This is a genomic window from Paraburkholderia sp. RL17-380-BIE-A (assembly GCF_046028085.1).
Taxonomy (GTDB): Bacteria; Pseudomonadota; Gammaproteobacteria; order Burkholderiales; family Burkholderiaceae; genus Paraburkholderia.
This window is the reverse complement of the sequence record NZ_JARESQ010000010.1, coordinates 189,935-214,189: the sequence shown is the minus strand read 5'-3', so window position 1 is coordinate 214,189 and position 24,255 is coordinate 189,935. Positions and strand designations below refer to the sequence as shown.

Sequence of the window (24,255 nt, the reverse complement as noted above, 5' to 3'; positions counted from 1 at the left end):
ACGCTCCCTTCGTTATTGAGTGACGACTGCGACGACATCTTCTTCGCGCAGCACGAGCAGTTCATTACCGTCGACCTTGACCGACTGCCCGGCATATTTGCCGAACAGCACGCGCTCGCCGACTTTCAGATCGGGTTCGATGCGTTTGCCGTCGCTATCGCGCTTGCCCGGTCCGATGGCGATCACTTCGCCCTGATCGGGTTTTTCCGCGGCGCTTTCCGGAATGACAATGCCTGAAGCGGTTTTGGTTTCCTGGTCGAGACGCTTGACGATCAGGCGGTCATGCAAGGGACGTAGGCTCATGGTTCCATTTCCACGGTTGAATTCTGGCACTCGTCGTTGGTGAGTGCTGACCGGGATCGAGTATAGAAATGCGGCGCCCGTTGCTCCAATAACGGATTCATCAATCCTTATCCGCAATTCGCATTTCACAATCGCGCATATTCATAGCTTGATTCGCTGGTTTTGTGCGGAGAGCCGCGTCCCTATACTGATTCGTCACAGCGGCATGTCTTATTGGCGCGCCGGTCCATCTTCCCAACTCAAACAGTCGGATCGAATGCGATCCGTGCGCTTTTACAAGGAATCAAGGCATGCAGGTCTCTCAGGACACCACGGCGCGTGCGAGGCTCGACGCGGCACTCTCCGGGTTGCCCGCGCTGGCTCAGGCGATTGGCGAAGACGCCGCGCAACGTGAGGTGCGGCGCGAGTTGCCATTCGACGGCTTCAGGCTGTTTCGCGAATCCGGCCTGGGGGTGCTCCGTTTTCCGGTCGAGTGGGGCGGTTTGGGCGGAACGTTGGAAGACCTCTTCGAGGTGATCGCCACGTTGGGCGCGCATGAATCGAATGTCGCGCACGCACTGCGGATTCACTTCGACCAGACCGAGCAACTGCTGCTGTCGCCGCGTTCCGCCTTCAACGAGACGCAGATCGAGCGCATACGGCAAGGGGCGATCTTTGGCGGTGCGTCCACGGAACTGGGGACGGCGAGGCCGGGCGAAATCGTGACGAAGCTGGTGCGCGACGGCGAGCACTTTCGTGTGACAGGCAGAAAGTACTACTCGATCGGCACCGCGTTCGCCGACTATGCGCGGATCAACGTGCAGAACGAGAACGACGAAAAAGTGTCGATCGTGATTCCCGTGTCGCGTGAAGGATTGCAGGTACTCGACGACTGGGACGGCATGGGGCAACGCATGACGGCGAGCGGCAGCCTCGTGCTCGACAACGTGCAGGTTTTCTCTCACGAGATAGCGACACGCGGCTATACGACGCTCGCCGGCCGGCATGGCAGCGCCGTGCGACAGCTGCATCTGGTGACGGTCGCGGCGGGTATCGTGCGAAACATTCTCGCGGACGCACGGCGCTACGTGACGCAATACGGCCGGCCGGTGCTGCATAGTCCGGCGCCCTCGGCGCGCGAGGATGGGTTCGTGCAGCAGGTGGTGGGAGACCTCGCGGCGCACAGCCTCTCGATCGATGCACTGGTCGCGGCGAACGCACGCACGCTCGACCGCTCGGCGAATGCGATCCACAGCGGCGCGGCGAATGCGGAGGAGCTGGTGCTGGAAGGCGCACTGGCCACTGCCAAAACCCAGCTCGTGGTGAGCAAGCTGGCGCTTTATGCGGGCGAGCGTCTGTTCGAGATTGGCGGCGCATCGGCCACAGGCCGCGCGCACAATTTCGACCGTCATTGGCGCAATCTGCGCACCATTTTCAGTCACAACCCTCTGCTGCACAAAGCGCGCGTGATCGGCGACTACGAGTTGAACGGCGTGACTACGCATCTGACCGAAGGACGCGTGTTCTAACGGATTGCCATCCATTCACCACCTTTCGAGCATTGCACACTATGAGCCGAGATTTGCTGTTACTACTGGAGCCGGGCTTTACGGATCCGAATCATCCGGGGGAGCGTTTTATCTGCCCGGACGGAGCGCCCATTGAAGGTTTGCTGGCGAGCGATCCCGCGCGCAACGCCCACCTCGACATTCGCCGCCTGCCGTTTCCGCGTCCGCGCGCCGAGGTGATCGAGGCGCTGGACGCTGAGCACCAAAGTCTGCCGGTACTGATTCTCGGTGACGAGCAGCCCGCGCCCGCCGATGCCCGGACGTTGGGCAGCAAGCGCTTCGTGACGGACACGCGCCGCATTCTCGATCTACTCGCGCAGCGTCACGGTTTCCCCAAAGTGCATTGACGAAGCTGAAGCGGGGTGTATGCCGGGGTAAATGTCGTTGGCGTGTTTCGATGTGACAATGGCATTCACCCCGAGCCGTTGCTCGACCGGGGCCTGTTGCTTCGCTCTAGAACAGATGCTTGACACCCGCCGAGACGGCCACCTGGTTGCTGGTGGTGGACGGTGTCAGATAGCCGATTGCCGCGACCGCCGGCCGTCCCAATGAATCGGTGCCGTTCGCGTGTTGATAAGCGCCGGTCACGTAAATGTCGGTTGCCTTGGAAAGCGAGTACGCCGCACCAAGGTTCAACTGCTCGTATTTGGCGCTCTCTTTTCCGCTCACGCTGCCGCCCTCCGTATAGTCGAACGACGTGCCGAATCGAAGAAACGGCGTGGCCTGATAGCGCAGGCTCGCACTGACGGTGCTCAGCCTCGTCGAACCGCTATAGTGCAGCGTATTCAGCGAAGAGTTCGAGCCCAGCCCACGGAATTGGGTGGTCGAGTAGGCCGCACCGACAATCGCTCCGCCTGCCGTGTAGGTTGCCGCCACGGAAATCGTCTGCTGCGTGTTTGCCGATGCGAAGCCGGCGATCGCCGGATTGGACTCGGCGGTCGTTGCCGAACCCGCGGATCCAAGGTTGTTTCCCGTGGCGCTTGCATTCGCATTGGTGCCGTAAAGCGACGTGTTCGGATTGCGCGCATTGACGATCGACGCGGCAATGGCGAACGCGCCGCCCGTATAGCTGGCGCCGGTGGACCACAGTTGATTCTGCGTGACATTCCCGGCCACGCCACCCAAGCTGTATAGCGCGCCGAAGCGGAAGCCGTTGAACGAATCCGAGAGGTACTTCAGCGAATTGTTGATGCGGTGAGTGAAGTTCAGATTGTCGTAGTCCGCCGGATGAATCGCGAGGTTGCCCCAATACCAGCCGTGGATCAGTGGCGACACGAACTCCACCGAGGTATCGCCCCGGCGTCCTAACGTGAACGTGCCGTAGCGGCCACCATTCAGACCGACCCACGCCTGGCGTCCGAACTCCGTGCCGCCTTGACCAATTGCGCCGTTGTTCACGCTGAAGCCATTTTCAAGCTGGAACAGCGCCTTCAATCCACCGCCCAGATCTTCCACGCCTTTCAGGCCCCAGCGACTCGACGCGAGTCCCGATGATCCGCTATCGAACTGCGCCACCTGCGCGCCGCCTTTGGGTTTGCCGGAGGACGGCGTTGCAGCCGTCTGCGCGTTATTCGAGTAGGTCACATTGCCGGTCACGATCCCATACAGGGTGACGCTGCTTTGAGCACTGGCCGTACCGACCATGAGAGACGAAACGCTGAAAGCGAAAAGCAGTTTTTTCATAGTTGTTTGAATCGTTTTTGAGGGCGAGTCGGAGAAGTGATTGCCCGAGGAAAATCTCGAATCGGGCGAGCAACGATAAGCAAAACGAATCGACGAAACAAACAATCAAATTCGATATGGATATCGACTATTTCTCTCGAATAAGCGCTAAAACACCGATTCTTTAGCAATAACGCAAACTCTCGACAATAGATACGCAATCCTTATTGGTATGCTTGCGCAGCGATGCTGCCACGACGTAACAAAAGGAAAGGCGGCATCCCGCCGATGCGCCTTTCCTCCGCACCATGCTTTGCATATACCTAACGATTGGTTCTTTTACCGACGCTGCGGCTTTATCGTGAGCGCTGCGGCAGCGGCATTGCCGACACGACAACACTCTATTCGGCCGGCAAGGCCGAATCATCGGCATAAGGATCTGGATTAAATGGCACGGTTGAATCGACGCGAATTTCTTATTTCATCGGGCGCGGCGCTCGCGGCGGCCGGCATGCCGGCACTTGCGTTCGCCCAGGGCGAGGCCGGCGCGCCGAAACGGGGCGGCACGCTGAACATGTTGATCAATCCGGAGCCGCCGGTGCTCGTGTCGATCTTCCAGACCACCGGACCCGCGCTCGTCGCGAGTTCCAAAGTGCTGGAAGGCTTGCTGGCTTATGACTTCGACCTGCGCCCGAAGCCGCAACTGGCCACGGCGTGGTCCGTCAGTCCGGACGGCCTGAAGTACACCTTCACCCTGCGGCAGAACGTGAAGTGGCACGACGGCCAGCCGTTCACCTCGGCCGACGTCGCTTTCTCGATCGATCTGCTCAAATCGGTGCATCCACGGGGCCGCAGCACGTTCGCGAATGTGACAAGCATCGCCACGCCCGACGCGCGCACCGCGGTGATCGAGTTGTCGAAGCCCGCGCCGTATCTGTTGAAAGCACTCTCGGCCGGCGAATCGCCAATCGTGCCCAAGCACCTGTACGCGCAGGGCGACCCGCTGTCCAATCCGCACAACAACGCGCCGATCGGCACCGGACCGTTCCGTTTCAAATCGTGGACGCGCGGCGCCAATATCGTCTATGAGCGCAATCCGGACTACTGGGACGCGGGCAAGCCGTACATCGACAGCCTCGTGTTCAAGGTGATTCCCGACGCTGCCGCGCGCTCGGCCGCATTCGAAACCGGCGCGTTGGATCTGGGCGGCGAGAACCCGGTGCCGCTCACGGATCTGCCGCGCCTCACGCAACTGCCGCAACTGGCGGTCGAAACGCGCGGCTATCGATTTCTGGAACCGCTCGCCGAGATCGACTTCAATCTCGATCATCCGGTCCTCAAAGACGTGCGCGTGCGCCAGGCCATCGCGCATGCGATCAATCCGCAGGTCGTGCAGCGCACGGTGGCCTACGGCTATGCCGATCTGTCGCCCACGCCGATCACGCCGGGCTCGCCTTATCACGACGCAAAACTCGCACCGTACGCGTTCGATATCGGCAACGCGGAGAAACTGCTCGACGCCGCGGGCTATCCGCGCAAGGACGGCGGCGTGCGCTTCCGTTTGACGCACGACTTCCTGCCGTACGGCGACATGTACCGGCGCCAGGCCGACTACGTCAAATCCGCGCTGGCGCGTGTCGGTATCGACGTGACGGTTCGCTCGCAGGACTTGCCTGCATTCCTGAAGCGTGTGTATGCCGATCGCCAGTTCGATTTCACGAGCATCGGCGTCAACACGCTATTCGACCCGAGCGTGGGGGTTCAACGCCTCTACTGGTCGAAGAATATCCGCCCCGGTGTGCCGTTTTCGAATGCACCGCATTACAGCAATCCGGAAGTCGACCGCCTGCTCGAAAGCGCCGCGGTCGAAACCGACGAAAGCAAACGCGTCGTGTTGTACCAGCAGTTCCAGCAGATCGTGTACCGCGATCTGCCGATCCTCAACCTGGTCGCGCCGCGCATGGTCACGCTGGCGAACCGGCGCGTTCACAACCATACGGTGTCCGCACAAGGCCTGGAAGGCAATCTCGCGGATGTCTACCTCAGCGCATGACAGGAGCGGCACGATGAGTCGAGGTTTGCGTTTTGGTGCGATTCTCCGGCGTACCGCATGGCAGGCATTGCCGACGGTGATCGGCATCGTGATCCTGAACTTCTTCCTGCTGAAGCTGATGCCAGGCGACGCCGCCGACGTGCTTGCCGGCGAATCCGGTTCGGCGACCGCGGAAACCATGCAGGTGCTGCGCGCGAAGTTCGGTCTCGACCAACCGGTGCTGCATCAATTGTGGTCGTACCTGACGCATCTTTCCCACTTCAGCCTGGGCTATTCACCGCGCTACGACATGCCGGTCATGCAGTTGATCCTGTCGCGCCTGCCCAATACGCTGTTGTTGATGGGCGTGGCGTTGTCGTTCGCGATCGTGACGGGCGTGGTGCTTGGCGCGGTGATGGCACATTGGGCCGGCAAGTGGCCGGACCGTGTGCTCTCCGTGCTGGCCTTGCTGTTCTATTCGACGCCGGGTTTCTGGATTGGATTGCTCGCCATCGTGCTGTTCTCGGTACACCTGGGCTGGTTGCCGAGCGGCGGCAACCTCACGCTCGGCGTGCAATTGCACGGCTTCGCGTATTTCGCCGATGCAGCCCGGCACGTGCTGCTGCCGGCCGCGACGCTGGCCACCTTCTTTGTCGCGATCTATGCGCGGCTGACGCGGGCCGCGATGCTGGAAGTGCAGCGTCAGGACTTCGTGCGTACCGCGCAGGCCAAGGGCTTGCATCCGTGGCGTGTCACGGTGCGGCATGTGCTGCGCAATGCGCTGATGCCGCTCACGACCATCGTCGGGATTCATTTCGGTACGTTGCTGGGCGGCGCCGCGGTGACCGAGACAGTGTTCAGCTGGCCCGGCCTCGGGCGACTCGCGCTCGACGCCGTAATGGCGCGCGATTTCAGCGTGCTGCTCGGCGTGCTGCTGCTGTCTTCGCTGCTCGTGATCATCGCCAATGTGCTGGTCGATCTGCTGCAAGCATGGCTCGATCCGCGCGTCGCGTGATGGATCGCGTCGACGCCACTCGTTATTTTCCAGAAGGATGACATGGCTTCCGATTCTTCCAATTTGATCTCCACTCCGCCCGAGCCCACGGCATCGCCGTGGCGGCGCCAGTTGGCCGGTACGCTGTTCGGTCTGCGGCGCGGCAATGCGGCCGTTGCACCGGAGCGCGCGGGAGCGGGGCTCGGCGTCTGGCGCGCGCTGCTGAGCAATCCGTCGGCGCTCGCCGGGCTGGTGCTGCTCGCGGCGTTCATCGCGCTCGCGCTGAGCGCCGGGCATCTGTTTCCCGGCGATCCGCTCGATATGGTGGCGGCCCCATTCGAATGGCCGGGGACGGACACGCAATATCGGCTCGGCACCGACTCACTCGGGCGCGACGTGGCCGCGGGCATTGCTCATGGCACACGCGTGTCGCTGCTGATCGGCGCGGTGTCGGCCGGCATCGGGCTCGTGATCGGCACGCTGGTCGGTGCAACGGGCGGCTTCTTCGGCGGCGTGATCGATGATGTGCTGGTCCGTATCACCGAACTCTTCCAGACGGTGCCGTCGTTCTTGCTGGTGATCGTGATCGTCGCGATCGGCCGGCCGAGTGTGACGATCATCGCGCTCGCGATCGGGATCGCTTCGTGGCCGACCGTCGCGCGAATCGTGCGAGCGGAATTCCGCTCTCTGCGCCAGTCCGACTTCGTGCTCGCCGCACGCAGCCAGGGGTTCAGCAACGCGCGCATCATCTTCGGCGAGATTTTGCCGAACGCTTTGCCGCCTGTGATCGTGACCGCCTCGGTGATGGTGGCGAGCGCGATCCTGATCGAGTCGTCGCTATCGTTTCTCGGCATGGGGGACCCCAACGTGGTCAGCTGGGGCGGCATGATCGGCGCCGGCCGCGATTCGCTGCGCACGGCATGGTATCTGACCGCGGTTCCCGGCGCGGCGATCGTGCTCGCGGTGCTCGCGCTGAACCTGCTTGGCGACGGCCTGAACGACGCACTCAATCCGCGCCTGCGCGAACGCGCCTGAGACTCAATCCGGCTGAATGGCGGGCGCATGACGCGGCCTGCCGCGCGGCTGACAACGTATTCGAGGATGCACAGTGGCAAACCTGCTTGAAGTACGCGACCTGCGCGTCAGTTTCGGCGCGCACCAAGCCGTGCGCGGCCTGAGTTTCGATATCGCGCAAGGCGAGACGCTGGCGCTGGTCGGCGAATCGGGCTGCGGCAAATCAGCAACGGCGCTTTCGTTGATGCGGCTCGTGCCCACTCCGGGGCGCGTAACGGGCAGCCTGCGTTTCGACGGCCGCGAGCTGCTCGATCTGCCCGCACGCGAGATCCGGGACATTCGCGGCCGGCAGATCTCGATGATCTTCCAGGAGCCGATGACCTCGCTCAATCCCGTGCTTTCGATCGGCGCGCAGATCGTCGAGACATTGCGCCAGCACGAGAGCCTGTCCAAATCCGCGGCATGGAAGCGCGCGGTCGAATTGCTCGAACTGGTGCAGATTCCCGATCCGCAGCGGCGCGTGTTCGATTATCCGCACGAGCTTTCCGGCGGCCAGCGCCAACGGGTGATGATTGCGATGGCGGTGGCCTGCCGGCCGCGCCTGTTGATTGCGGACGAGCCGACCACGGCGCTCGACGTCACCATTCAGGCGCATATTCTCGAATTGCTCGACGGTTTGCGGCGCGAGTTGTCGATGTCGCTGCTGCTGATCACGCACGATCTCGGCATCGTCGCGAAGCACGCGGACCGTGTTGCGGTCATGCTGGCGGGTGAGAAGGTCGAGGAGGCGCCGGTTGCGCGGCTTTTTACCCAACCGCAGCATGCCTACACACGCGGGCTGCTCGGCGCCTCGCTGAACCTGGCGGACGATCTGCATTATCGCGGGTGGAAGCTGCCGGAAATCCGTCACGGTATCGGCGACGATGGCAAGCCGAGTTTCGCCGTGGTGCCGCGTTCGGTGCGCACCGGCCAATACGTGGCGGACGCGGATGCCACGGGGCGTGCCGCGTCGCCCGGCGATGCGCCGTTGCTCGAACTGCGGGACTTGCGAATCGACTACCCGCAACGCCATGGGAAGAGCACGCTGCGCGCCGTGGACGGCGTGTCGTTGCAGATCGCTCGCGGCGAGACCGTCGGTCTTGTCGGCGAATCCGGGTGCGGGAAATCGACGCTGTCCAAGGCGATCTTGCGGCTCGTGCCGGCCGCCGGCGGCGCCATCCGCTTGCGCGGCACCGATCTCGTGCCGTTGGGCGAGCGCGAGTTGCGGCCGTTGCGGCGGCATGTGCAGATGGTGTTTCAGGACCCTTACGCGTCGCTCAATCCGCGCCGCACGGTCGCGGACATTCTCGATACCGTGCTGGTGGTAAATGGTGTTGGCAACGCCCAGCAACGCCGCTCACGCATCGCCACCATGCTCGATCGGGTCGGCTTGCCCAACTCGGCGCTCGCGCGTTTTCCGCATGAATTTTCGGGTGGCCAACGGCAACGCATCGGAATAGCGCGGGCATTGGTGCTGGAACCGGATCTGCTGATCTGCGATGAGCCGGTGTCCGCGCTCGACGTATCGATTCAGGCGCAGATTCTCAATCTGCTGGTCGAACTGAAACGCGATCTCGGGCTGGCGTATCTGTTCATCTCGCACGATCTTTCCGTGGTGCGTTATATCGCCGATCGCGTGCATGTGATGCAGGCGGGGCGCATTGTCGAGAGCGGGCACCATCGGGACATCTGGCGCGCGCCCCAACACCCGTACACGCGCACGCTGCTCGACGCGATTCCGGGCCGGACATTCGACGCGCAGGCCGCATAGCGTGCGAGTCCTCGCGAGGGCAGCCTTGTGGCGCCCTCGCGATTCTTCAAACCGTCTCACTCGTTGCCGAAGTACGCCGGCAAGCGAAAGCCGTCATAGAAGCGATTGCTGCGAATCGCGTGCTGGAAGTCTGCAGACTGATAAGCCTGCACGATATCCTGAGTCGCGCGTGCGTTGCGGTTGGCTGCCTTCACGACGACCTGGTTGATATACGGCGGCGTCATCTCTTCGAGCGCGAGCGCATCGGTCAGTTTGTGGCCGCTGAAGATCGCGAAATTGCCCTGAATTGCGGCGTAATCGACATCTTCAAGGGCGCGTGGCGCCTGTGCCGATTCGAGCGGGACGATCTTGATGCCGGCCGGATTGGCGATCACGTCACGCTCGGTGACGTCGACGGGATTCGGGTTCGGTTTGATCCTGATCCAGCCGATGCGCTGGAGTATCTTCAGCGCACGTTCGAGGTTGACCGGATCGTTCGGTACCGCGACGCGAGTGCCGGGTTTGACTTCCGCGAGTGAACGGTGTTTGCTCGAATAGAGTCCCATCGGCGGTGTGGGAACCTGCACCACGCCCACCAGATCCGTTCCGTTGCGATCGTTATACGACTTCAGATAGACCTCGTGCTGCATGACGTCGGCGATGATCTCGCCGCGATAGACAGCCTGGTTCGCTTCGAGGCCGGTGCTGAACTCGACGTATTTGATCGCATAGCCTTTCTTGCGCAATTGCGGCTCGACACCTGCCTTGAATTCGTCGGCATAGGGGCCCGGCACGAAGCCGACGCGCAGTTCCTGCGCGGTGCCGCCGCTGTCCGCGGCATAAGCGGTGAGGGCGGAGAACGCGGTGAAGCTCGCAAGCGTGGTGGCCAGAAGTAAAGCGCCGGTGACACGCCGTCTGACGGCTGATGGTGCTGCAATGGATCGGGACATGATGATAGAAGTGCGGGGAATGGGGGTGATTGGAAGAAGCGGGGCTATCGGGCGATTGTCAGTCGCGGTAGCTTTGCGAAGACCGGCCAGGCGGTTGCCGTGCCGGCGGAAAAAAACCGTCGCCAACTGCATGAGCTGGCAACGGTGGAAAGTCAACGCGATCCCTGCTGAACGAGCACGGGTTCTTCTTCGGACGCGCCATGACGCGGGATTCGCCCGAAGAACGGATGCCCCGGATCGTTGAAACCGGGCGTGGACGGATGGCCACTCGTGACGAGCGAGTCGACGAACGTTTCATCTTCCGCCGTCAGGCGGTAGCGCAGCGCCGGCAAGTAGTCCAGCCACTGCGCTTCCGTGCGCGGGCCCGCAATGGTCGAACTGATGTAACGGCTATTGAGCACCCACGCGAGTGCGAATTGCCCGGCGGAAAGCCCCCGCGCTTGCGCATGCTCGCGCACGCGGCGCGCCAGTTCGAGTGATTCCGCACGCCATTCGGTCTGCTGCAGACGCCGGTCGCTGCGCCCCGCGCGCGTATCGGCGCCAGGCGTCGAGCCCGGTTCGTACTTGCCGGTCAACACGCCGCGCGCGAGTGGGCTATAGGAAATCACGCCGAGTCCGTAGCGGTGCGCGGCTGTCAATTGCTCAGCCTCGGCCTGGCGGTTGGCGATGTTGTAGAGCGGCTGGCTCGCTACCGGCGCATCGAGTCCGAGCGCCTGCGCAGTGTGGCTGAATTCGGCGATTTTCCACGCGCGATGATTCGACAAGCCGTAATAACGCAGCTTGCCGGCCTGGATCAGATCGTTGAGTGCCCGCACCGTTTCTTCAACCGGTGTTTCGTGGTCTTCGCGGTGGATATAGAGCAGGTCGATGTAGTCGGTGTTGAGGCGTTTCAGGCTGGCATCCACGGCCCGTATGATGTGCTTGCGCGATGCGCCACGCGCGTTGATATCGCCGTCCTGCAGCGGGTTCGCGAATTTGGTCGCCAGCACCCAGCGCTCGCGCTGCGCGCCGATGCTGCGGCCCACCACGCGCTCGGACTCGCCTTTGGCGTACACGTCCGCCGTATCGATCGAATTCACGCCGTGCTCCTGAGCCTGATCGATGATGCGCGCGGCGCTCGCTTCGTCGGTGGGGCCGCCGAACATCATCGTGCCGAGCGTTAGCGTCGAGACCTTGATGCCGCTGCGGCCGAGTTGTCTGTATTCCATGTGAGTCGAATTCCGTGAGAGAGTGAATCGGGAGAGGTCTAGCGTTGCAGCCACACGTCGGCGAAACTGGACGACACGCCGTCCGGCGAGGTCGTATGGTTATGCACCGCGCGCGAGTAGACGGTCAGGTATTGCGGCGACACCAGATTGATGTCCGGCAGATCGCGTTCGAGAATGCGCTGAATCTGCGAGAAGAGTTGCTTGCGTTTTGCGTCGTCGGTTTCTTCGGCGACCTGCGAGAACAATTGATCGATCTCCGGATTGCTGTAATGGGAGCCGTTGGTGAAGGGCACGCCACGCCGGAAATTGCTGGTCGTGTAGAGACGCGCCACACCGACCACCGGATCGAACAGATTGCTCATGCCATTGATCGAGAAATCGAAATCGCGGTCGGTGTAGATTCGCTTCAGATAAGCAGGCAAATCCTGGCTGCGAACGGTGACGGCAATGCCGACACGGGCGAGGGCCGACTTGACATAGGCGGCGGTGCGCGCTGGCAGATCGCCGATCGGCAAGGGGTCGACGGTCAGGGCGAAACGCGTGCCGTCGGCTTTGCGCGGATAGCCCGCTTCGTCGAGCAACGCGTTGGCACGCTCCACGTTGAATGGATAGGGCGTGGGCGCCGGGTCGTAGTAGGGGCTCGACGGAATGATCGGGCTGGCGAGCGGCGTCGCGTAGCCGTAGTAGATCACCTTGCGAATCACTTCACGATCCAGCGCCGAAGCGATCGCCTGACGCACTTTCGTATTCTTCAATACCGGGTTGTCGAGGTTGAACTCGATGCGCGCCACGCCCGCCTGGAACTCGTAGCCGCGAGTCTCGAGTCCGAGCTTCGGGTTGGCTTTGAGGCGCTCCAGATCGGACAGCGGCACGGGCGAGTCGCCGCTCAGGTCCACGGAACCGTCTTCGAAAGCGACGGTGCGGGCGGCCGGATCGTTGATCACCTTGACGACAATGCGATCGAGCCACGGCTTGCCTTTGTCCCAGTAGTCGTCGTTGCGCACGTATTCGACATAGCTGCCGCGCACCCATTTGACGAAGCGAAACGGACCGGTGCCGATCGGCGCGTTATTCGCGGGGTTGGTCAGCACGTCGGTGCCTTCGTAGATATGCTTCGGCACGATCGGCGTTTCCGACGAAGAGAACGCCTTGATCAGATACGGTGCCGGCTTCGACAGCGTGATGACAACGGTATAAGGGTCCGGCGTCGCGACATCGGTAACGTTGGCGAAGGTGGTCTTGGCGCGCGGGTGCACCTGCCGGAGCGTCTGGATCGAATACGCGACGTCGGCGGACGTGAAGGGTTTGCCGTCGTGCCATTTCACGCCGCGGCGCAGATGGAAAACGTATTTGCGGCGGTCGTCGCTCACTTCCCACGAGGTGGCGAGCGAAGCTTTCGGTTGAAATTTGAAGTCGTATTCCAGCAAGCCTTCCACGACTTTCGGGCTGACCTTCAGCACGTTGGTCGCCGTGGTGGCGAGGTCCACGAGCGTGGTCGGCTCGGGCGTAACGACGAAATTGAGCGTGCCGCCGCGAGTCTGCGCCTGCGCGTGCGTAGCAAACAGTGTGACGATCAGGGTGACTGCCAGACCGAGCGCCCCTTTGAACAGGCGCGCGCCGCGGCGGCCTGGCGCCGCCTGCGTTGTGACATAGGTCATCGTATGGTTGTGCGAGAGAAGAAAGGGGTGAAGAAGCGGGTTCAGTTTGCGAATGCCGCCAGCGCGGGCCGGCGCGCGAGCGCGGCGTGAAGTGGCGCGGGGTCGACCCATGCGTCGAAATCGAAATCCGATGCAATGAAGCCCCACTTGAAAAGAAAGCGCTTGAAGTCGGCGAGCGCCGCGAGCGCCTGCGGGTCGAGTCCGATCGTCAATTGTCGATGCAGCCCGCCGGGATAGGCGCGCTCCACCCAATGCTCGGCACTGCGCGTTTCGCGGGCGACGTAGTGCGCCACATCCCCTGCGTGGGCCTCGGCCCAATCGCCGGTATCCAACGTGCGCGCGAGCACCCGCTCGACCAGGTCGGGGCGTTCACGTAGCAGACGCGCGTCTACCGTCAACGGCCGGGGCGTGCCATTGTTCGCGTGTAGCAGGCGATTCGGCTGCGCGCTGATGTCGACGAGGATCTTCGCATCGAGCAGGTTCGCGATATCGAGGCCCGTCGCCCCTTTGACGAACACGACATCGGCTTCTCCGCGCAACAGCGCTTCGGCCTCGCGGGCGTACTCGTGAGAGCGTTGCGCGTCGAGCCAATCGGCGAGCGGCGCATCGGCGGCGGGTTTGGCGTCTTCGAGACTGCGCGGCGTGTGCAGCAGGTCGACCAGATCGATATCTTCGAGTTGCACGCCCAGCACGCCCAGCAACGAAGAAAAGCCGCGCAGTGCGGTGGCGCGATGAAAGTCGACTACGTCCGCGCGCGTATTGAGCGGAAAGCCGAAACGACGCCCGGCCAATGCATCCGGACTCGCCTCGAGGTGACGGTCGAGCGTGATCAGGGCCTGGAATTCGTCCACCCAGCTCAGGCCGATCAGACGCGTGTCGCTGCCTTGTGCGCGCGCCCAGAGCGCGGGAATATTGCCGCCCTGACGGAACGACCAGGGCTGCGTATGCGTGAAATGCGAGCGACGGATCGTCACGTCGTCGGCGTCCTGTAGCGCTTTGACATCGATTCCGTCGGCCGCGAATTCTTCTTCGAGCCAGCCTTTCTGCACGGCAATGCCGAATGGAGTGGGGGCGGGGCAGCGCGTGTACCAGAGGCGGCTCATACAATGACCTTGTAATTGAAGACTATCGGGCAACCTGAAGGCGGTTTTCGCATCCGAAGGTGGGCGCGCAATCAGTACCGGAGGCCTGCTTCGCGCAACAACGGCACCACGCGCTCGCCGAAGAAATCGAGGTCCGGCTGAAAATCGAAAAAGCTCAACTGCACGCCGTCGATACCGGCCTGATGCAAACGCACGATGTAATCGGCGATCTGCTGCGGCGAGCCGACCATCGCTATGTTGCCGCCCACCGCGCGGGCGGCGGCCTGATTGCGCTGTTCAGCGTTGCCGCGCCATGCGTGCGCGTCGCTGTCGAAGCGATGAAAACTGCCTTCGTCACCGTGCGCCACGATCGCGTCGTGATAGGCGCGTGCTTCTGCCTCGGACTCGCGGCAGATCACCATTGGATTGATCAAGGTGCGGATCTGGCGGCCGTACTTCGCGGCGGTTGCCTTCACGCGCGCCGTATGCGCCGGCAGCGCCGCTAAAGCCGCTTCGATTTCGGAGCCGGCCGGACTGGTGATGAACACCACGTCCGAGTAACGGGCGGCGAAGTCGATCCCCGCGTCGGAGCCGGTCGCATTCACGAGAAGCGGACGGCCGTATTTCGGTTTCGGCGTGACGAACGCCTTGTCGAGCTTCCAGCGGGATAGCTCGGGTGCGAAGCTGAAATTGTCAGGTTGCGCCCAGAGTTGCTGCACGGCATCGAGAAACTCGGCCGCAAGTTCGTAGCGCCGGTCATGTTCGATACGGTGCCAGCCGAACATTTCATGCTCGATAGCGCGATGGCCCGTGACGACATTGATGCCCCACCGTCCCTTCGATATGTGATCGAGCGTCGCGCTGAACTTGGCGAAGTGCAGCGGATGCCATGGCCCATAGAGCACGTGGCTGGTCGCGACCAGAATGATGCGCTCGGTGCGCGCCGTCATCGCGGCCAGCGACATGAACGAGTCGAGCGCTTCACCGTTGAATACGCCGCCGTAGCCGCCTTTTGGCAGCCATTGCGACAGCGCGAAGACCAGATCGAAGCCGAATGCCTCGGCTTTTTGCACCAGCGTCAGGTTGTAATCGAAGTTCCAGTCGGTGGAGCGAGGCAGTGTCGACGCGCTCCATCCGCCCGCCTGAATCGGCAGAAATAGTCCCAGCAGCAGCGGCTGTTCGAAGGCGCGTGAGACCGGGCTATCGGCGAATGCGGCCGGTGATCGAACCGGAACGAAGGGCGTGGCAGCCCGCCTGTCTTCAGCAGCAGGCGTCGAGGCCTCGGGTTGAGCGGCGAGAATGGAATGAGTCACAGTAATTGTCCGTGCCGTTTTGGCGTAAAAAGCGCGCATTCGATGGGCGGTCATCGTGGTGATCGGCGGCGGCAAAGATTCTCCGCATCTCTTCAACGCTCGCGTGAACGCAGTAGATCACGCAAGGTTGGGAATGCAAAACAACGAATTCTTCTTTTCAATTGAAGCGGCGGATGCTGCAAAGCCGTGCTGTTATAGCGGAGATATCGCGCATGGCCGGATGAACGAGAAGACCGTCGGGCGGCGCAGTAGTGTTGAGCGTGCGCACATTCCGGCAGCTTGCGGCGGGAAATGAGCCATCGACGTAGCGAAGCACGTGGGTGAGCTACAGCATGTCAGCGAGGCAGGCAAAACGCCTTGAATCACGCTAAACATAGGATGCAAAGCTAATCACTTTTGCTTGCTTTTCGTTCCTTTCAAGCCGCCTTACTATCCGACATTCCTATAATAAAGAGGATACCTATGAGCTTGCAAAACGGTTTGCGCGGAACCCTTTCCGCCGCGGTGTTCGCCTTCGCGCTGATTGGCGCCAGTCCGGTGCCCGCTCTGGCGGCGCCCAATCATGGTGGAACCCTCACATGGCTCGTCACGCCTGAACCTGCGTCGATCGTTCCTTTGACCACCACCGCCGGCGGTAACGCGGAGATCGGCCCGAAAGTGGTGGAAGGCTTGTTGACCTATGACAAGGACCTCAATCCTCAACCACTGCTGGCTACCGCATGGTCGGTCAGCAAAGACGGGCTTCAATATCGCTTCAATTTGCGCCACGGCGTAAAGTGGCACGACGGCAAGCCGTTTACTTCCGCAGACGTTGCCTTTTCGATTCTGACGCTCAAGCAGGTGCATCCGCGCGGCCGCAGCACGTTCGCGAACGTCACCGATGTCAAGACACCGGACCCTTACACCGCGATCATCGAACTATCGAAACCCGCGCCGTTTCTGCTGACCGCGCTGTCCGGTTCCGAGTCGCCGATCGTGCCGAAGCACTTGTACGAAGGGACGGACATCGGATCCAACCCATATAACAGCGCGCCGGTCGGCACGGGGCCGTTCATTTACAAATCGTTTGTTCACGGCAGCTATATTCTGCTCGAACGCAATCCGGACTACTGGGACAAACCCAAGCCCTACGTGGACAAGATCATCGTGCGCTTTCTTCCCGATGGCGCGGCCCGCGCGGCAGCGCTTGAATCGGGTGCGGCCAATCTCGGCGATCAGGCGATTCCGTTAGCGGACGTCAAGCGGTTCACGACACTGCCTGAATTCAATGTGGATACGACCAACTGGCCGTACGCGAGCAACCATCAGCAGTTGATCTTCAACCTGGATACGCCGGTTCTCAAAGACAAGGCCGTGCGCAAAGCGATTTCACAGGCAATCGACGTCAATGCATTGAACCGCGTGGTCTGGTATGGCTATGGCCAGGTGTCCGCTGCGCCGATCGGCACGGCCAATACGAAGTATCACGACGCTGACATTCATTACTTTCCGTATGACATTGCTCAGGCCAATGCCGCGCTGGATGCGGCCGGCTTGAAGCGCGGCGCGGACGGAAAGCGCTTCAAACTGCGATTGCTGTTCAATCCGTTCCAGGATCCGCGGGCGGCGGATTTTGTGCGTCAGTCGTTGGCGCGTATCGGGATCGATGGGGAGATCGAGAGTTATGATTTCGCCACCTACGTAAAGAAGGCTTATACCGATCGCGCTTTCGACATCACGCTCGAAGCGCTCTCCAATGTATTCGACCCGACAGTGGGCGTGCAACGCGTTTTCTGGTCGAAGAACTTCAAGATCGGACTGCCGTTCTCCAATGCGGCGCACTATTCGAACCCGGAGGTCGACCGTTTGCTCGAAGCCGCCTCCGTTGAGACCGACGAAGCAAAGCGCCGTCAGCTATTCATCCAGTTCCAGCAGATCGTTCACGACGACATTCCGTCGATCGAGTTCGGCGCGAATCCGAGCATTACGGTCGTTTCGAAGAAGGTGAGGGACTACGCGCCGACCGGGGAAGGGTTGCGCGGGAATTTTGCTGATTTGTATATTCAGCCGTAGAGCGGGTGGAGAGAAAGGGGAAGGGAGTGTCCGCCTCCCCTCGACTTCCAGCCCGGCCTGATCAGAACCACTTATGCGGCGCGCTTTGCATCCAGACCGTCCGGCAACCTCGGCAAGGCTCACGCCCCCGAGTGCCGCCGGACATCCCGCACTCACTTCGCCGCCACCGCAGCCTTGCTGCCAAGAAGCGCCCACTCGCCATTTTCGACTACGAGGTTGACGCTTTTCACGCCGATCACGCGGCGCGTCGCCGGATCGAAAGTCGCCTTGCCGAACACGACGCTGGGTACGTCATGCAACTTTGGCAACGCATCACGCACGGCTCGGCGATCGAGACCGCCGGCGCGCAACGCATAAGCGGCGATGATCGTGGCGTCGTAAGCAAACGCGTTGAAGGCGTCCGGTTGATGGTGATATTTCGCCTCGAAGCCACGAACGAAATGCTGAACTGCGGGGCTGGGATCGCCCGGGAAAAAGCTGGTATTGGTGGTCACACCGTTGACGGCCTCACCACCCAGTTCCATGAACTTCGGCGAGTACACGGAACTGGCGGCCACGATCGGCAGGCTGATGCCACTCGTACGTGCCTGGCGCACGATCTGCGCGCCGTCCGAGTAGTAGGAAATCAGCACCAGTGCATCGGGCTTCGTATCACGCACGCGCAGCAGCGTGGCGCGAAAATCCTTGTCGGTGGGCTGATAACCTTCGGCGGCCACGACCTGCGCGCCACGCGCGCCCGCCGCCTTCACGAATACGTCCTTACTGGCGCGACCCCAATCCGTGTTCTGGAACAGCACGGCGATGCGCCTGAAACCCTGCTTGACGGCCAGGTCCGCGAGCAGCGGTTGCGCGTCTGCCTGGCTGACGGACGGGCTCCAGATGAAGTCTCCGCCCTTGGTGAAGTCAGGATGCGAGTTAGTGAAACCCAACTGCACGAGGCCGGCGCGCTGATAGATCGGCGAGGCCGCCATCGAGGCCGGACTCGAAAAATCGCCGAGTTCGATCAGGATGCGCTTGTCGTCGACAAACTTCTGCGCAATGCCGACCGCCTGGCGCGGGTCGCTCTGACTATCTTCGAACACGTACTGCAAGGGTCGGCCGTTGATGCCGCCCTGGCTGTTGATCTCGTCGAGCGCGAGGTCGAAGCCGGCTTTCCATTGCGCGCCATATTGCGCATTCGGGCCGGTCAGTGGTCCGCTTACGCCGAAGAATACCGGCTCGCCGCTGGCCGGCGCCGCGGAAGATACACCGTAAACGGAGAAGGCAAGCACGGCGCCGACGAGCGTGAACAGTCGCCGGAACCGCAAGAAAGGACGCGAGGCAGACATGAGTATTTTCCCGAAATGAGTTGGACTGCGAGTCTCTAACGCATCACATCGTGCGACAACGAAGCGATTCGCATATCCATATTCGCCAGCCGGCGCGATGCGAGGTCAATGCAATGCGAAGCCCGACCTACGCCGGAAACACGGCCTCACCTAGCGTCAGCATCAGCCGGTTTGCCCACGCGAAGATCGCAATCGCCTGACTTAAGTCGAGAATCTGCGTATCGTCGAGCCCTGCGCGGCGCAGCGCGTCGAGCGAGGCCCGGCTGAGCGCTTCAGGATGCAGCGTGAGATCGATCGCGTACTTCACAATGGCGCGTTCGCGCTCCGTCGTGCCCGCGGTCTGCGGGTCCGAGAAGATCTGCTGGATTACGTCGTCGCGTTTCGCGAGTTGCTGGAAGCGCTGCGCATGCACCGAGGCGCAGTACACGCAGCCATTGACCCGCGAGACAACCGTGCTCGCAAGCTCGCGCTCCGCGCGCGAGAGGCCGCCTGGCGCGTACATGATGCTGTTGAACGCACCGGAGCGCTGCCGGAGGATTTCCGCTTCGTGCACGAGCAGCAGGTAATAGTCCGAACTCTTCGCCTGGGGATGGCTTGCTTCGAGCACCGCCGTCTGCGCGGGCGATGCCTGCGCGAGCGGGACGGTATCGAGCCATGCGCGCCAGCCGAGGGTGTGCGAGGTGAAGCCGTGATCCGTGCTCATGCTCGTGCCTCCAGCGCGCGCAACACGGCGACGACTCGCACCTGATACGTGACGAATGCGACGAGTTGCGCGAGTGCGACGATCGCACGCGTCGTCAGACCGGCTGACTGTAGCGCCGAGAGGGCCGGCTTGCCGGTCGCGGCAGGCTGCAATACGAGTGCTTCGGTATGCACGAGGATCGCCGCAAGCCGCGGGTCGGCCGTCACGTCGCGCCCGGTGCGATGTTGCGCGATGGCATCGAGCAACGCGCTCGTTGCGTGCGCACCTGTCTCCGCGTCCGGTTCGAGCGCCAGCAAGCGGTCGCGATATGCTTGCGCGGTCTGCTCCGAGCGCGAGAGCAGCGCCGCATACCACGCCGCGTAGAGCCGTTCGCGCAGCGTCAGATCGACGACGTCGCTGGAGAACAGCGCGTCGTGACTGCCTTGCGTATAGCGGGTTGCGTCACTGCGGAAGGCGCGCAACGCAGCGACAGGGCTGTCGGGCGCGAGCCCCGCCAACGCTGCGACCAAGTCATCGGTTGCGGCAGTGGATGTGTGATCGGTCAATGAAGAAGACATGAGTGATAGGTCTCGTCAGGGGAGAGTCAGGCGGTGGTGTCGATTACGGGCGCGTCGGCGTCGGCCCATTCGTCTCCGGCAAGCTCGGCGGTGTCGAAAGCCTGCAGCGCGGCGTAGTGCGTGTGCCGGTCGGCGTCGAACAGCATGGCGGCGATGGCGCGCGCGAGACGTTGCGCGCCGTCGCTAATCGCGGGAATGTCGCCGGCGATCTTGCCGTGCGACAGACTCGCGCCGTGATTGAATGAGTGAATGCGCGAGAGCGCCGGACATGTGCCCGCGATCCGTTCCTGCAAGGCAAAGTTGCGATCCAGGTCCGGCGAGCTGCCGAGGTCGTCGCTCGGCAGTTCGCACGCGGGTTCGAAGCGGTCACGCCAGCGGCGCACATGCGGCGCGATCAGCGCAAACTCGTCGCGGGTGTCGATCTCGGCGTGAAAACCGGTCGCGAAGATCAGGTAATCGAGCGCGTAGCGGCCCCTCGGCGTAGCGACGACGACCGTGTCGCCCTCGTGGCTTACGCGCGTGAGCGGGCTCGAAAGATGCAGCTTCGCGTGAGCATACTTCGCGACGCGCAACACGCTATCACGCGGCGGCGGCGCCTGAGTCTGGGCGGAGTAGTGCAGAAAGCGCCATTTCCATTCGTCAGGCAGGCTGGCGAAACCGTGTACGAGGCCGGGGCTGCCAATGCCGGTCAACTTGTTGATGCGAGGCAGCGCGTCGCGTCGCACGAACAGATCGACTTGCGCCGCGCCGGCTTCGAGCGCGCTCGCGGCATTGTCGAACGCCGACGCGCTTGCACCCACCACGCCGACACGCTTGCCGCGCAACGCGGCGAAGTCGATCGCATCCGACGAGTGCGCGCGCAGGCGGGCGGGAAGTTCGCGTGCAACCTCGGGAATGAAGGGGCCGCCCAGGCCCTCGCGTCCGGTTGCCAGCACGACATGCCGGGCCAGCACGATTTCGCGCCGTGCGCGACTGGTGTCGTTCGCCGCTCCGCCGAGGAGATCGAGTTCGATCAGGCCATCGCTGCGTGGGCGCAATTTTTCGACGCGAGTGTCGTTGCGCACCGGCAGTTCAAGCACGCGACGATACCAGCGCAGATAGTCCATCCACTGCGTACGCGGAATCTTGTAGAGCGCGTCCCATTGTTCGCGACCGAACTGGGCTTCGTACCATGCGCGAAAGGTCAGGGCGGGCAGGCGGAGCGCGGGCCCGGTCAGCTGTTTCGGCGAGCGCAGGGTCTGCATCCGCGCGTAGGTGACCCACGGACCTTCGCGGCCCGCCGGCGCCTGATCGAAGAGCCGCTGGTTGTCGATGCCCAACAGGCGCAACTCGGCGCTTGCCGCGAGTCCGGCCATGCCGGCGCCGATGATCGCGACATCAAGCACGCGTTGCGCCCCGACGTTTCGCGCGGGCACCCAGGAAGGCGCAGGCAGTTCGAGCCAGTCGAGGTCTTCGCGAAGCCGGGCTTCGAGCGCGGCAAGGCCGTCGGCGGCGGGTGGTGGATTCAATACGGTCATGCCGGAACTCCGGTGTCGCGATGAGAGGAGGAATCGGAATCGCCAGCGTTGTCCGCGCTATCCATGCGATCGTGAGCGACCAGTGCGCCATGCTGCGACGCCGCGTGGCGCACCGCGCCGGGCAGCAGAGCGTGTGAGACTTCCGCGAGGGCGTCGATCATCGCGTCCATTGCGGGAGTGCGCGGTCGGCCCGACAGCGTGACAACGCCATACAGAAACGGGATCGGCACGTCGAGCGGCCGCACTTCGACATCGGCGAGGCGCAGCCCGAACGCCGTCACCGGATCGACAATGGCGACGCCGAGCTTCTCCTGCGCCGCCATCATCGCGTTGAGCGACGCGTTGGTTTCCAGCGCGGTGAGGAGCGCAATGCCGGCCTGATCGAACGCGCGATCGATCCTGTTGCGCAGCCGGTAGCGGTTCGCCAGCGTCGCGACCGGCTGTCCGGCGAGATGCGCGAGCGGCAACACGGCGTCCTGCGCCAGCGGGTCGTCGCGATGCAGCACGGCCACGCACGGTGCTTCGATGATGTAGTGCACATCGAGGGCCGCATGATCGAGTGGAAGCGTGGCGATGCCAACATCGGCTGCACGCGAGAGCAACGCCTGCACGACCTGCTCGGCGGACGCGCTGCGCAGTTGCGTGTTGCCGCGTGTGCCTGCTTGCGCGGCCGCCTGATTCAGCTTCGCGAGGGCGCGCGGCGCCAGCGCCGCGGCGAGCGCGGGCGTTGCCACGACGCGCAGCGGCATGGGTTCGTCGCGGCCGATGGCGCGCGCACTGGCTCGGATCGCATCGAGGCCGATCAGCGAACGCTCCACTTCGTCATAAAGCTGAAATGCGCGACTCGTCGGCGTGACGCGTGGCCCTTTGCGGTCGAACAGTGCATAGCCGATCTCCTGTTCGAGGTCCTGGATCGTTCTCGTCACGCCCGGCTGCGAGCGGCGCAGCAGGCGAGCCGCGCCGGTCATGCTGCCCGCCGACATGACTGCTGAGAACGCTTCGAGTTGATGCAACTCCATGCGATGCCTCATCCATGTGATGGGTGCATTCTAGAGGCCGTTTCATGCTCGATTCTTATAATAAATTCGGCTATGCAATTGACGAAAGTTGCGGTCTTCCGGCACGCGCGCAACTGACGTGAGCCAATCAGCCTCCCGCTGGAAGTGCGAAAAGTGCCATGAAACAAGGGCTTTTTTGTATTGGCCGCAGCAGCGCAGAAGCTCGGCGCACGGCGTAATCACTCACACTCATAAGCTTGGCGGATTCACGGGAATAAGCTTTGACCGTTATCTTCGTTGGCCGGCTTCCAGGCGACATGGTTACATCGTCTCACTCAATTACATGGCGTGAGAAAAGCATGTCGATTCTGTGGAACAACAAGCGCGGTGCAGCCCGCACGCTTGTTCAACTGGCTGGCGCACTGACTATTGCTTTGGGCGGCGCAATGCCTGCTGCACACGCGGCGGATCCCTACTGGGTCGGCGTGACCGGACCGCTGAGCGGACAGGACGCGCAATACGGCGAGCAGTGGAAGCGCGGCTTCGATCTCGCGCTCGAGCAGATCAACGGCAATGGCGGCATTAATGGTCATCCGCTCAGTTACGACTTCGAGGACAGCCGCAGCGATCCACGCCAGGCCGTCGCGATCGCGCAGAAATTCGTCGACGACAAACGCATCCTCCTCGAACTGGGTGATCTGTCGAGCGGAGCGTCGATGGCCGCGTCGCCGGTTTACCAGCGCGCTGGCCTCGTGCAGTTCGGCTTCACCAACTCGCACCCGGACTTCACCAAGGGCGGCGACTATATGTGGAGCACGGCGATCAGCCAGGCGGAGGAACAGCCGATGCTTGCACGCTACGTCACCAAAGGGCTCGGCTTTAAAAAGATCGCCGTGCTGTATCTGAACACCGACTGGGGCCGCACCAGCAAGGATATCTTCGCGAAGGCCGTCACGTCGAACGGCGCGGAGGTCGTCGCGGCCGAGGCCTATCAGCCGAACGAGAAAGACTTTCGCGCGACGCTCACGCGCGTGCGCAGCGCGGAGCCGGATTCGATCGTCCTGATTTCGTACTATTCAGACGGTGCGCAGATCGTTCGCCAGGCGCGAGCAGCAGGCGTGCATACACCGATCGCGGCTGTCGGCTCGGTGTATTCGCCCAAATTTCTCGACCTGGGCGGACCCGCGGTGAACGGCGTCTACACTGAATCGAACTTTTTCCCCGGCGACCCGCGCCCGGAAGTGCAGAGCTTCGTACAGCGTTACCGCGCCAGATATAACGCCGAGCCGGACACGTTCGCCGCGCGCGCCTACGACGCGATGATTCTGGCGAGCGAGGTAATCCGCCGCTATGGCGCCGACCGCACGGCCGTGCACGACGGATTCGCGAAGATCAACGACGTGCCGAGCGTGATTTTCGGCAAGTTCAAATTCGATCCGCAAACGCGCCGCGTGGCCGGTGCAAAGAACCTGGATCTGGTCGTCAAGGACGGCAAATTCGCGTTGTGGGACGGCGTGAGCGCCGTGCGCGCGCAATGATCGAAAGCAC

Annotated in this window: 21 protein-coding genes; 9 read left to right on the top strand and 12 right to left on the bottom strand. The window is 62.6% G+C overall.

The window, feature by feature from the left end; all coding sequences use genetic code 11:
• Positions 1–12: 12 nt before the first annotated feature.
• A complete protein-coding gene (locus tag P0D68_RS19015; protein ID WP_007177123.1) occupies positions 13–303 on the bottom strand; it encodes a co-chaperone GroES in 291 nt (96 codons plus the stop codon).
• A 290-nt stretch (positions 304–593) separates the two neighbouring features.
• Between P0D68_RS19015 and P0D68_RS19010 the strand changes: the two genes are divergently transcribed.
• Together P0D68_RS19010 and P0D68_RS19005 are read left to right on the top strand one after the other, a co-directional pair.
• On the top strand, positions 594–1,811 hold the full coding sequence (locus P0D68_RS19010; RefSeq protein WP_408468739.1) for an acyl-CoA dehydrogenase family protein: 1,218 nt from the start codon (positions 594–596) through the stop codon (positions 1,809–1,811).
• A 41-nt stretch (positions 1,812–1,852) separates the two neighbouring features.
• A complete protein-coding gene (locus P0D68_RS19005) occupies positions 1,853–2,197 on the top strand; it encodes a DUF3088 domain-containing protein (RefSeq protein WP_408298910.1) in 345 nt (114 codons plus the stop codon).
• A gap of 106 nt (positions 2,198–2,303) precedes the next feature.
• On the opposite strand, the gene P0D68_RS19000 is transcribed toward P0D68_RS19005, so the two are convergent.
• Positions 2,304–3,533, bottom strand: coding sequence for a porin (locus tag P0D68_RS19000; RefSeq protein WP_408298908.1), 1,230 nt, complete (start codon positions 3,531–3,533; stop codon positions 2,304–2,306).
• 427 nt (positions 3,534–3,960) lie between these two features.
• Here P0D68_RS19000 and P0D68_RS18995 point away from each other — a divergent pair, with 427 nt between their 5' ends.
• The 4 genes from P0D68_RS18995 (at position 3,961) to P0D68_RS18980 (ending at position 9,362) form a co-directional block, all read left to right on the top strand.
• Positions 3,961–5,565 (top strand): ABC transporter substrate-binding protein, encoded by a 1,605-nt coding sequence (locus tag P0D68_RS18995; RefSeq protein WP_408298906.1) that lies wholly within the window; start codon positions 3,961–3,963, stop codon positions 5,563–5,565.
• Between the two features lie 13 nt (positions 5,566–5,578).
• Positions 5,579–6,559, top strand: a complete 981-nt coding sequence (locus tag P0D68_RS18990; RefSeq protein WP_408184985.1) for an ABC transporter permease — start codon at positions 5,579–5,581, stop codon at positions 6,557–6,559.
• A 42-nt stretch (positions 6,560–6,601) separates the two neighbouring features.
• Positions 6,602–7,573, top strand: coding sequence for an ABC transporter permease (locus P0D68_RS18985; RefSeq protein ID WP_408298904.1), 972 nt, complete (start codon positions 6,602–6,604; stop codon positions 7,571–7,573).
• A 73-nt stretch (positions 7,574–7,646) separates the two neighbouring features.
• A complete protein-coding gene (locus P0D68_RS18980; protein ID WP_408298902.1) occupies positions 7,647–9,362 on the top strand; it encodes an ABC transporter ATP-binding protein in 1,716 nt (571 codons plus the stop codon).
• Between the two features lie 56 nt (positions 9,363–9,418).
• Here the strand turns inward: P0D68_RS18980 and P0D68_RS18975 are convergent, their stop codons facing one another.
• The 5 genes from P0D68_RS18975 to P0D68_RS18955 form a co-directional block, all read right to left on the bottom strand.
• Positions 9,419–10,291: a MetQ/NlpA family ABC transporter substrate-binding protein gene (locus tag P0D68_RS18975; protein WP_091801406.1), complete on the bottom strand. Its 873-nt coding sequence runs from the start codon at positions 10,289–10,291 to the stop codon at positions 9,419–9,421.
• A gap of 152 nt (positions 10,292–10,443) precedes the next feature.
• A complete protein-coding gene (locus P0D68_RS18970) occupies positions 10,444–11,499 on the bottom strand; it encodes an aldo/keto reductase (protein WP_408298900.1) in 1,056 nt (351 codons plus the stop codon).
• Between the two features lie 38 nt (positions 11,500–11,537).
• A complete protein-coding gene (locus P0D68_RS18965; protein WP_408298898.1) occupies positions 11,538–13,157 on the bottom strand; it encodes an ABC transporter substrate-binding protein in 1,620 nt (539 codons plus the stop codon).
• A gap of 41 nt (positions 13,158–13,198) precedes the next feature.
• On the bottom strand, positions 13,199–14,260 hold the full coding sequence (locus P0D68_RS18960; protein WP_408298896.1) for an ABC transporter substrate-binding protein: 1,062 nt from the start codon (positions 14,258–14,260) through the stop codon (positions 13,199–13,201).
• Positions 14,261–14,331: 71 nt separating this feature from the next.
• Positions 14,332–15,552, bottom strand: a complete 1,221-nt coding sequence (locus P0D68_RS18955) for an LLM class flavin-dependent oxidoreductase (RefSeq protein WP_408298894.1) — start codon at positions 15,550–15,552, stop codon at positions 14,332–14,334.
• Positions 15,553–15,607: 55 nt separating this feature from the next.
• Between P0D68_RS18955 and P0D68_RS18950 the strand changes: the two genes are divergently transcribed.
• Together P0D68_RS18950 and P0D68_RS18945 are read left to right on the top strand one after the other, a co-directional pair.
• Complete coding sequence (locus P0D68_RS18950; protein WP_408298892.1) at positions 15,608–15,847, top strand: hypothetical protein; 240 nt, start codon at positions 15,608–15,610, stop codon at positions 15,845–15,847.
• 167 nt (positions 15,848–16,014) lie between these two features.
• Entirely contained in the window at positions 16,015–17,604 is a 1,590-nt protein-coding gene (locus tag P0D68_RS18945) for an ABC transporter substrate-binding protein (RefSeq protein ID WP_408298890.1), read from the top strand.
• Positions 17,605–17,756: 152 nt separating this feature from the next.
• On the opposite strand, the gene P0D68_RS18940 is transcribed toward P0D68_RS18945, so the two are convergent.
• From P0D68_RS18940 to P0D68_RS18920, 5 genes are all read right to left on the bottom strand, one after another.
• Entirely contained in the window at positions 17,757–18,932 is a 1,176-nt protein-coding gene (locus tag P0D68_RS18940) for an ABC transporter substrate-binding protein (protein ID WP_408298888.1), read from the bottom strand.
• A gap of 127 nt (positions 18,933–19,059) precedes the next feature.
• Positions 19,060–19,635, bottom strand: a complete 576-nt coding sequence (locus tag P0D68_RS18935) for a peroxidase-related enzyme (protein ID WP_408298886.1) — start codon at positions 19,633–19,635, stop codon at positions 19,060–19,062.
• A complete protein-coding gene (locus P0D68_RS18930; protein ID WP_408298884.1) occupies positions 19,632–20,192 on the bottom strand; it encodes a CMD domain protein in 561 nt (186 codons plus the stop codon). Before P0D68_RS18930 ends, P0D68_RS18935 begins: the two co-directional genes overlap by 4 nt.
• A 26-nt stretch (positions 20,193–20,218) precedes the next feature.
• Positions 20,219–21,709, bottom strand: coding sequence for an NAD(P)-binding domain-containing protein (locus P0D68_RS18925; protein WP_408298882.1), 1,491 nt, complete (start codon positions 21,707–21,709; stop codon positions 20,219–20,221).
• On the bottom strand, positions 21,706–22,728 hold the full coding sequence (locus tag P0D68_RS18920) for a LysR family transcriptional regulator (protein WP_408298880.1): 1,023 nt from the start codon (positions 22,726–22,728) through the stop codon (positions 21,706–21,708). The genes P0D68_RS18925 and P0D68_RS18920 overlap by 4 nt, the downstream gene beginning before the upstream one ends.
• Before the next feature lie 338 nt (positions 22,729–23,066).
• On the opposite strand from P0D68_RS18920, the gene P0D68_RS18915 reads away from it, so the two are divergent.
• Positions 23,067–24,245, top strand: coding sequence for an ABC transporter substrate-binding protein (locus P0D68_RS18915; RefSeq protein WP_408298878.1), 1,179 nt, complete (start codon positions 23,067–23,069; stop codon positions 24,243–24,245).
• Positions 24,246–24,255: the final 10 nt, after the last annotated feature.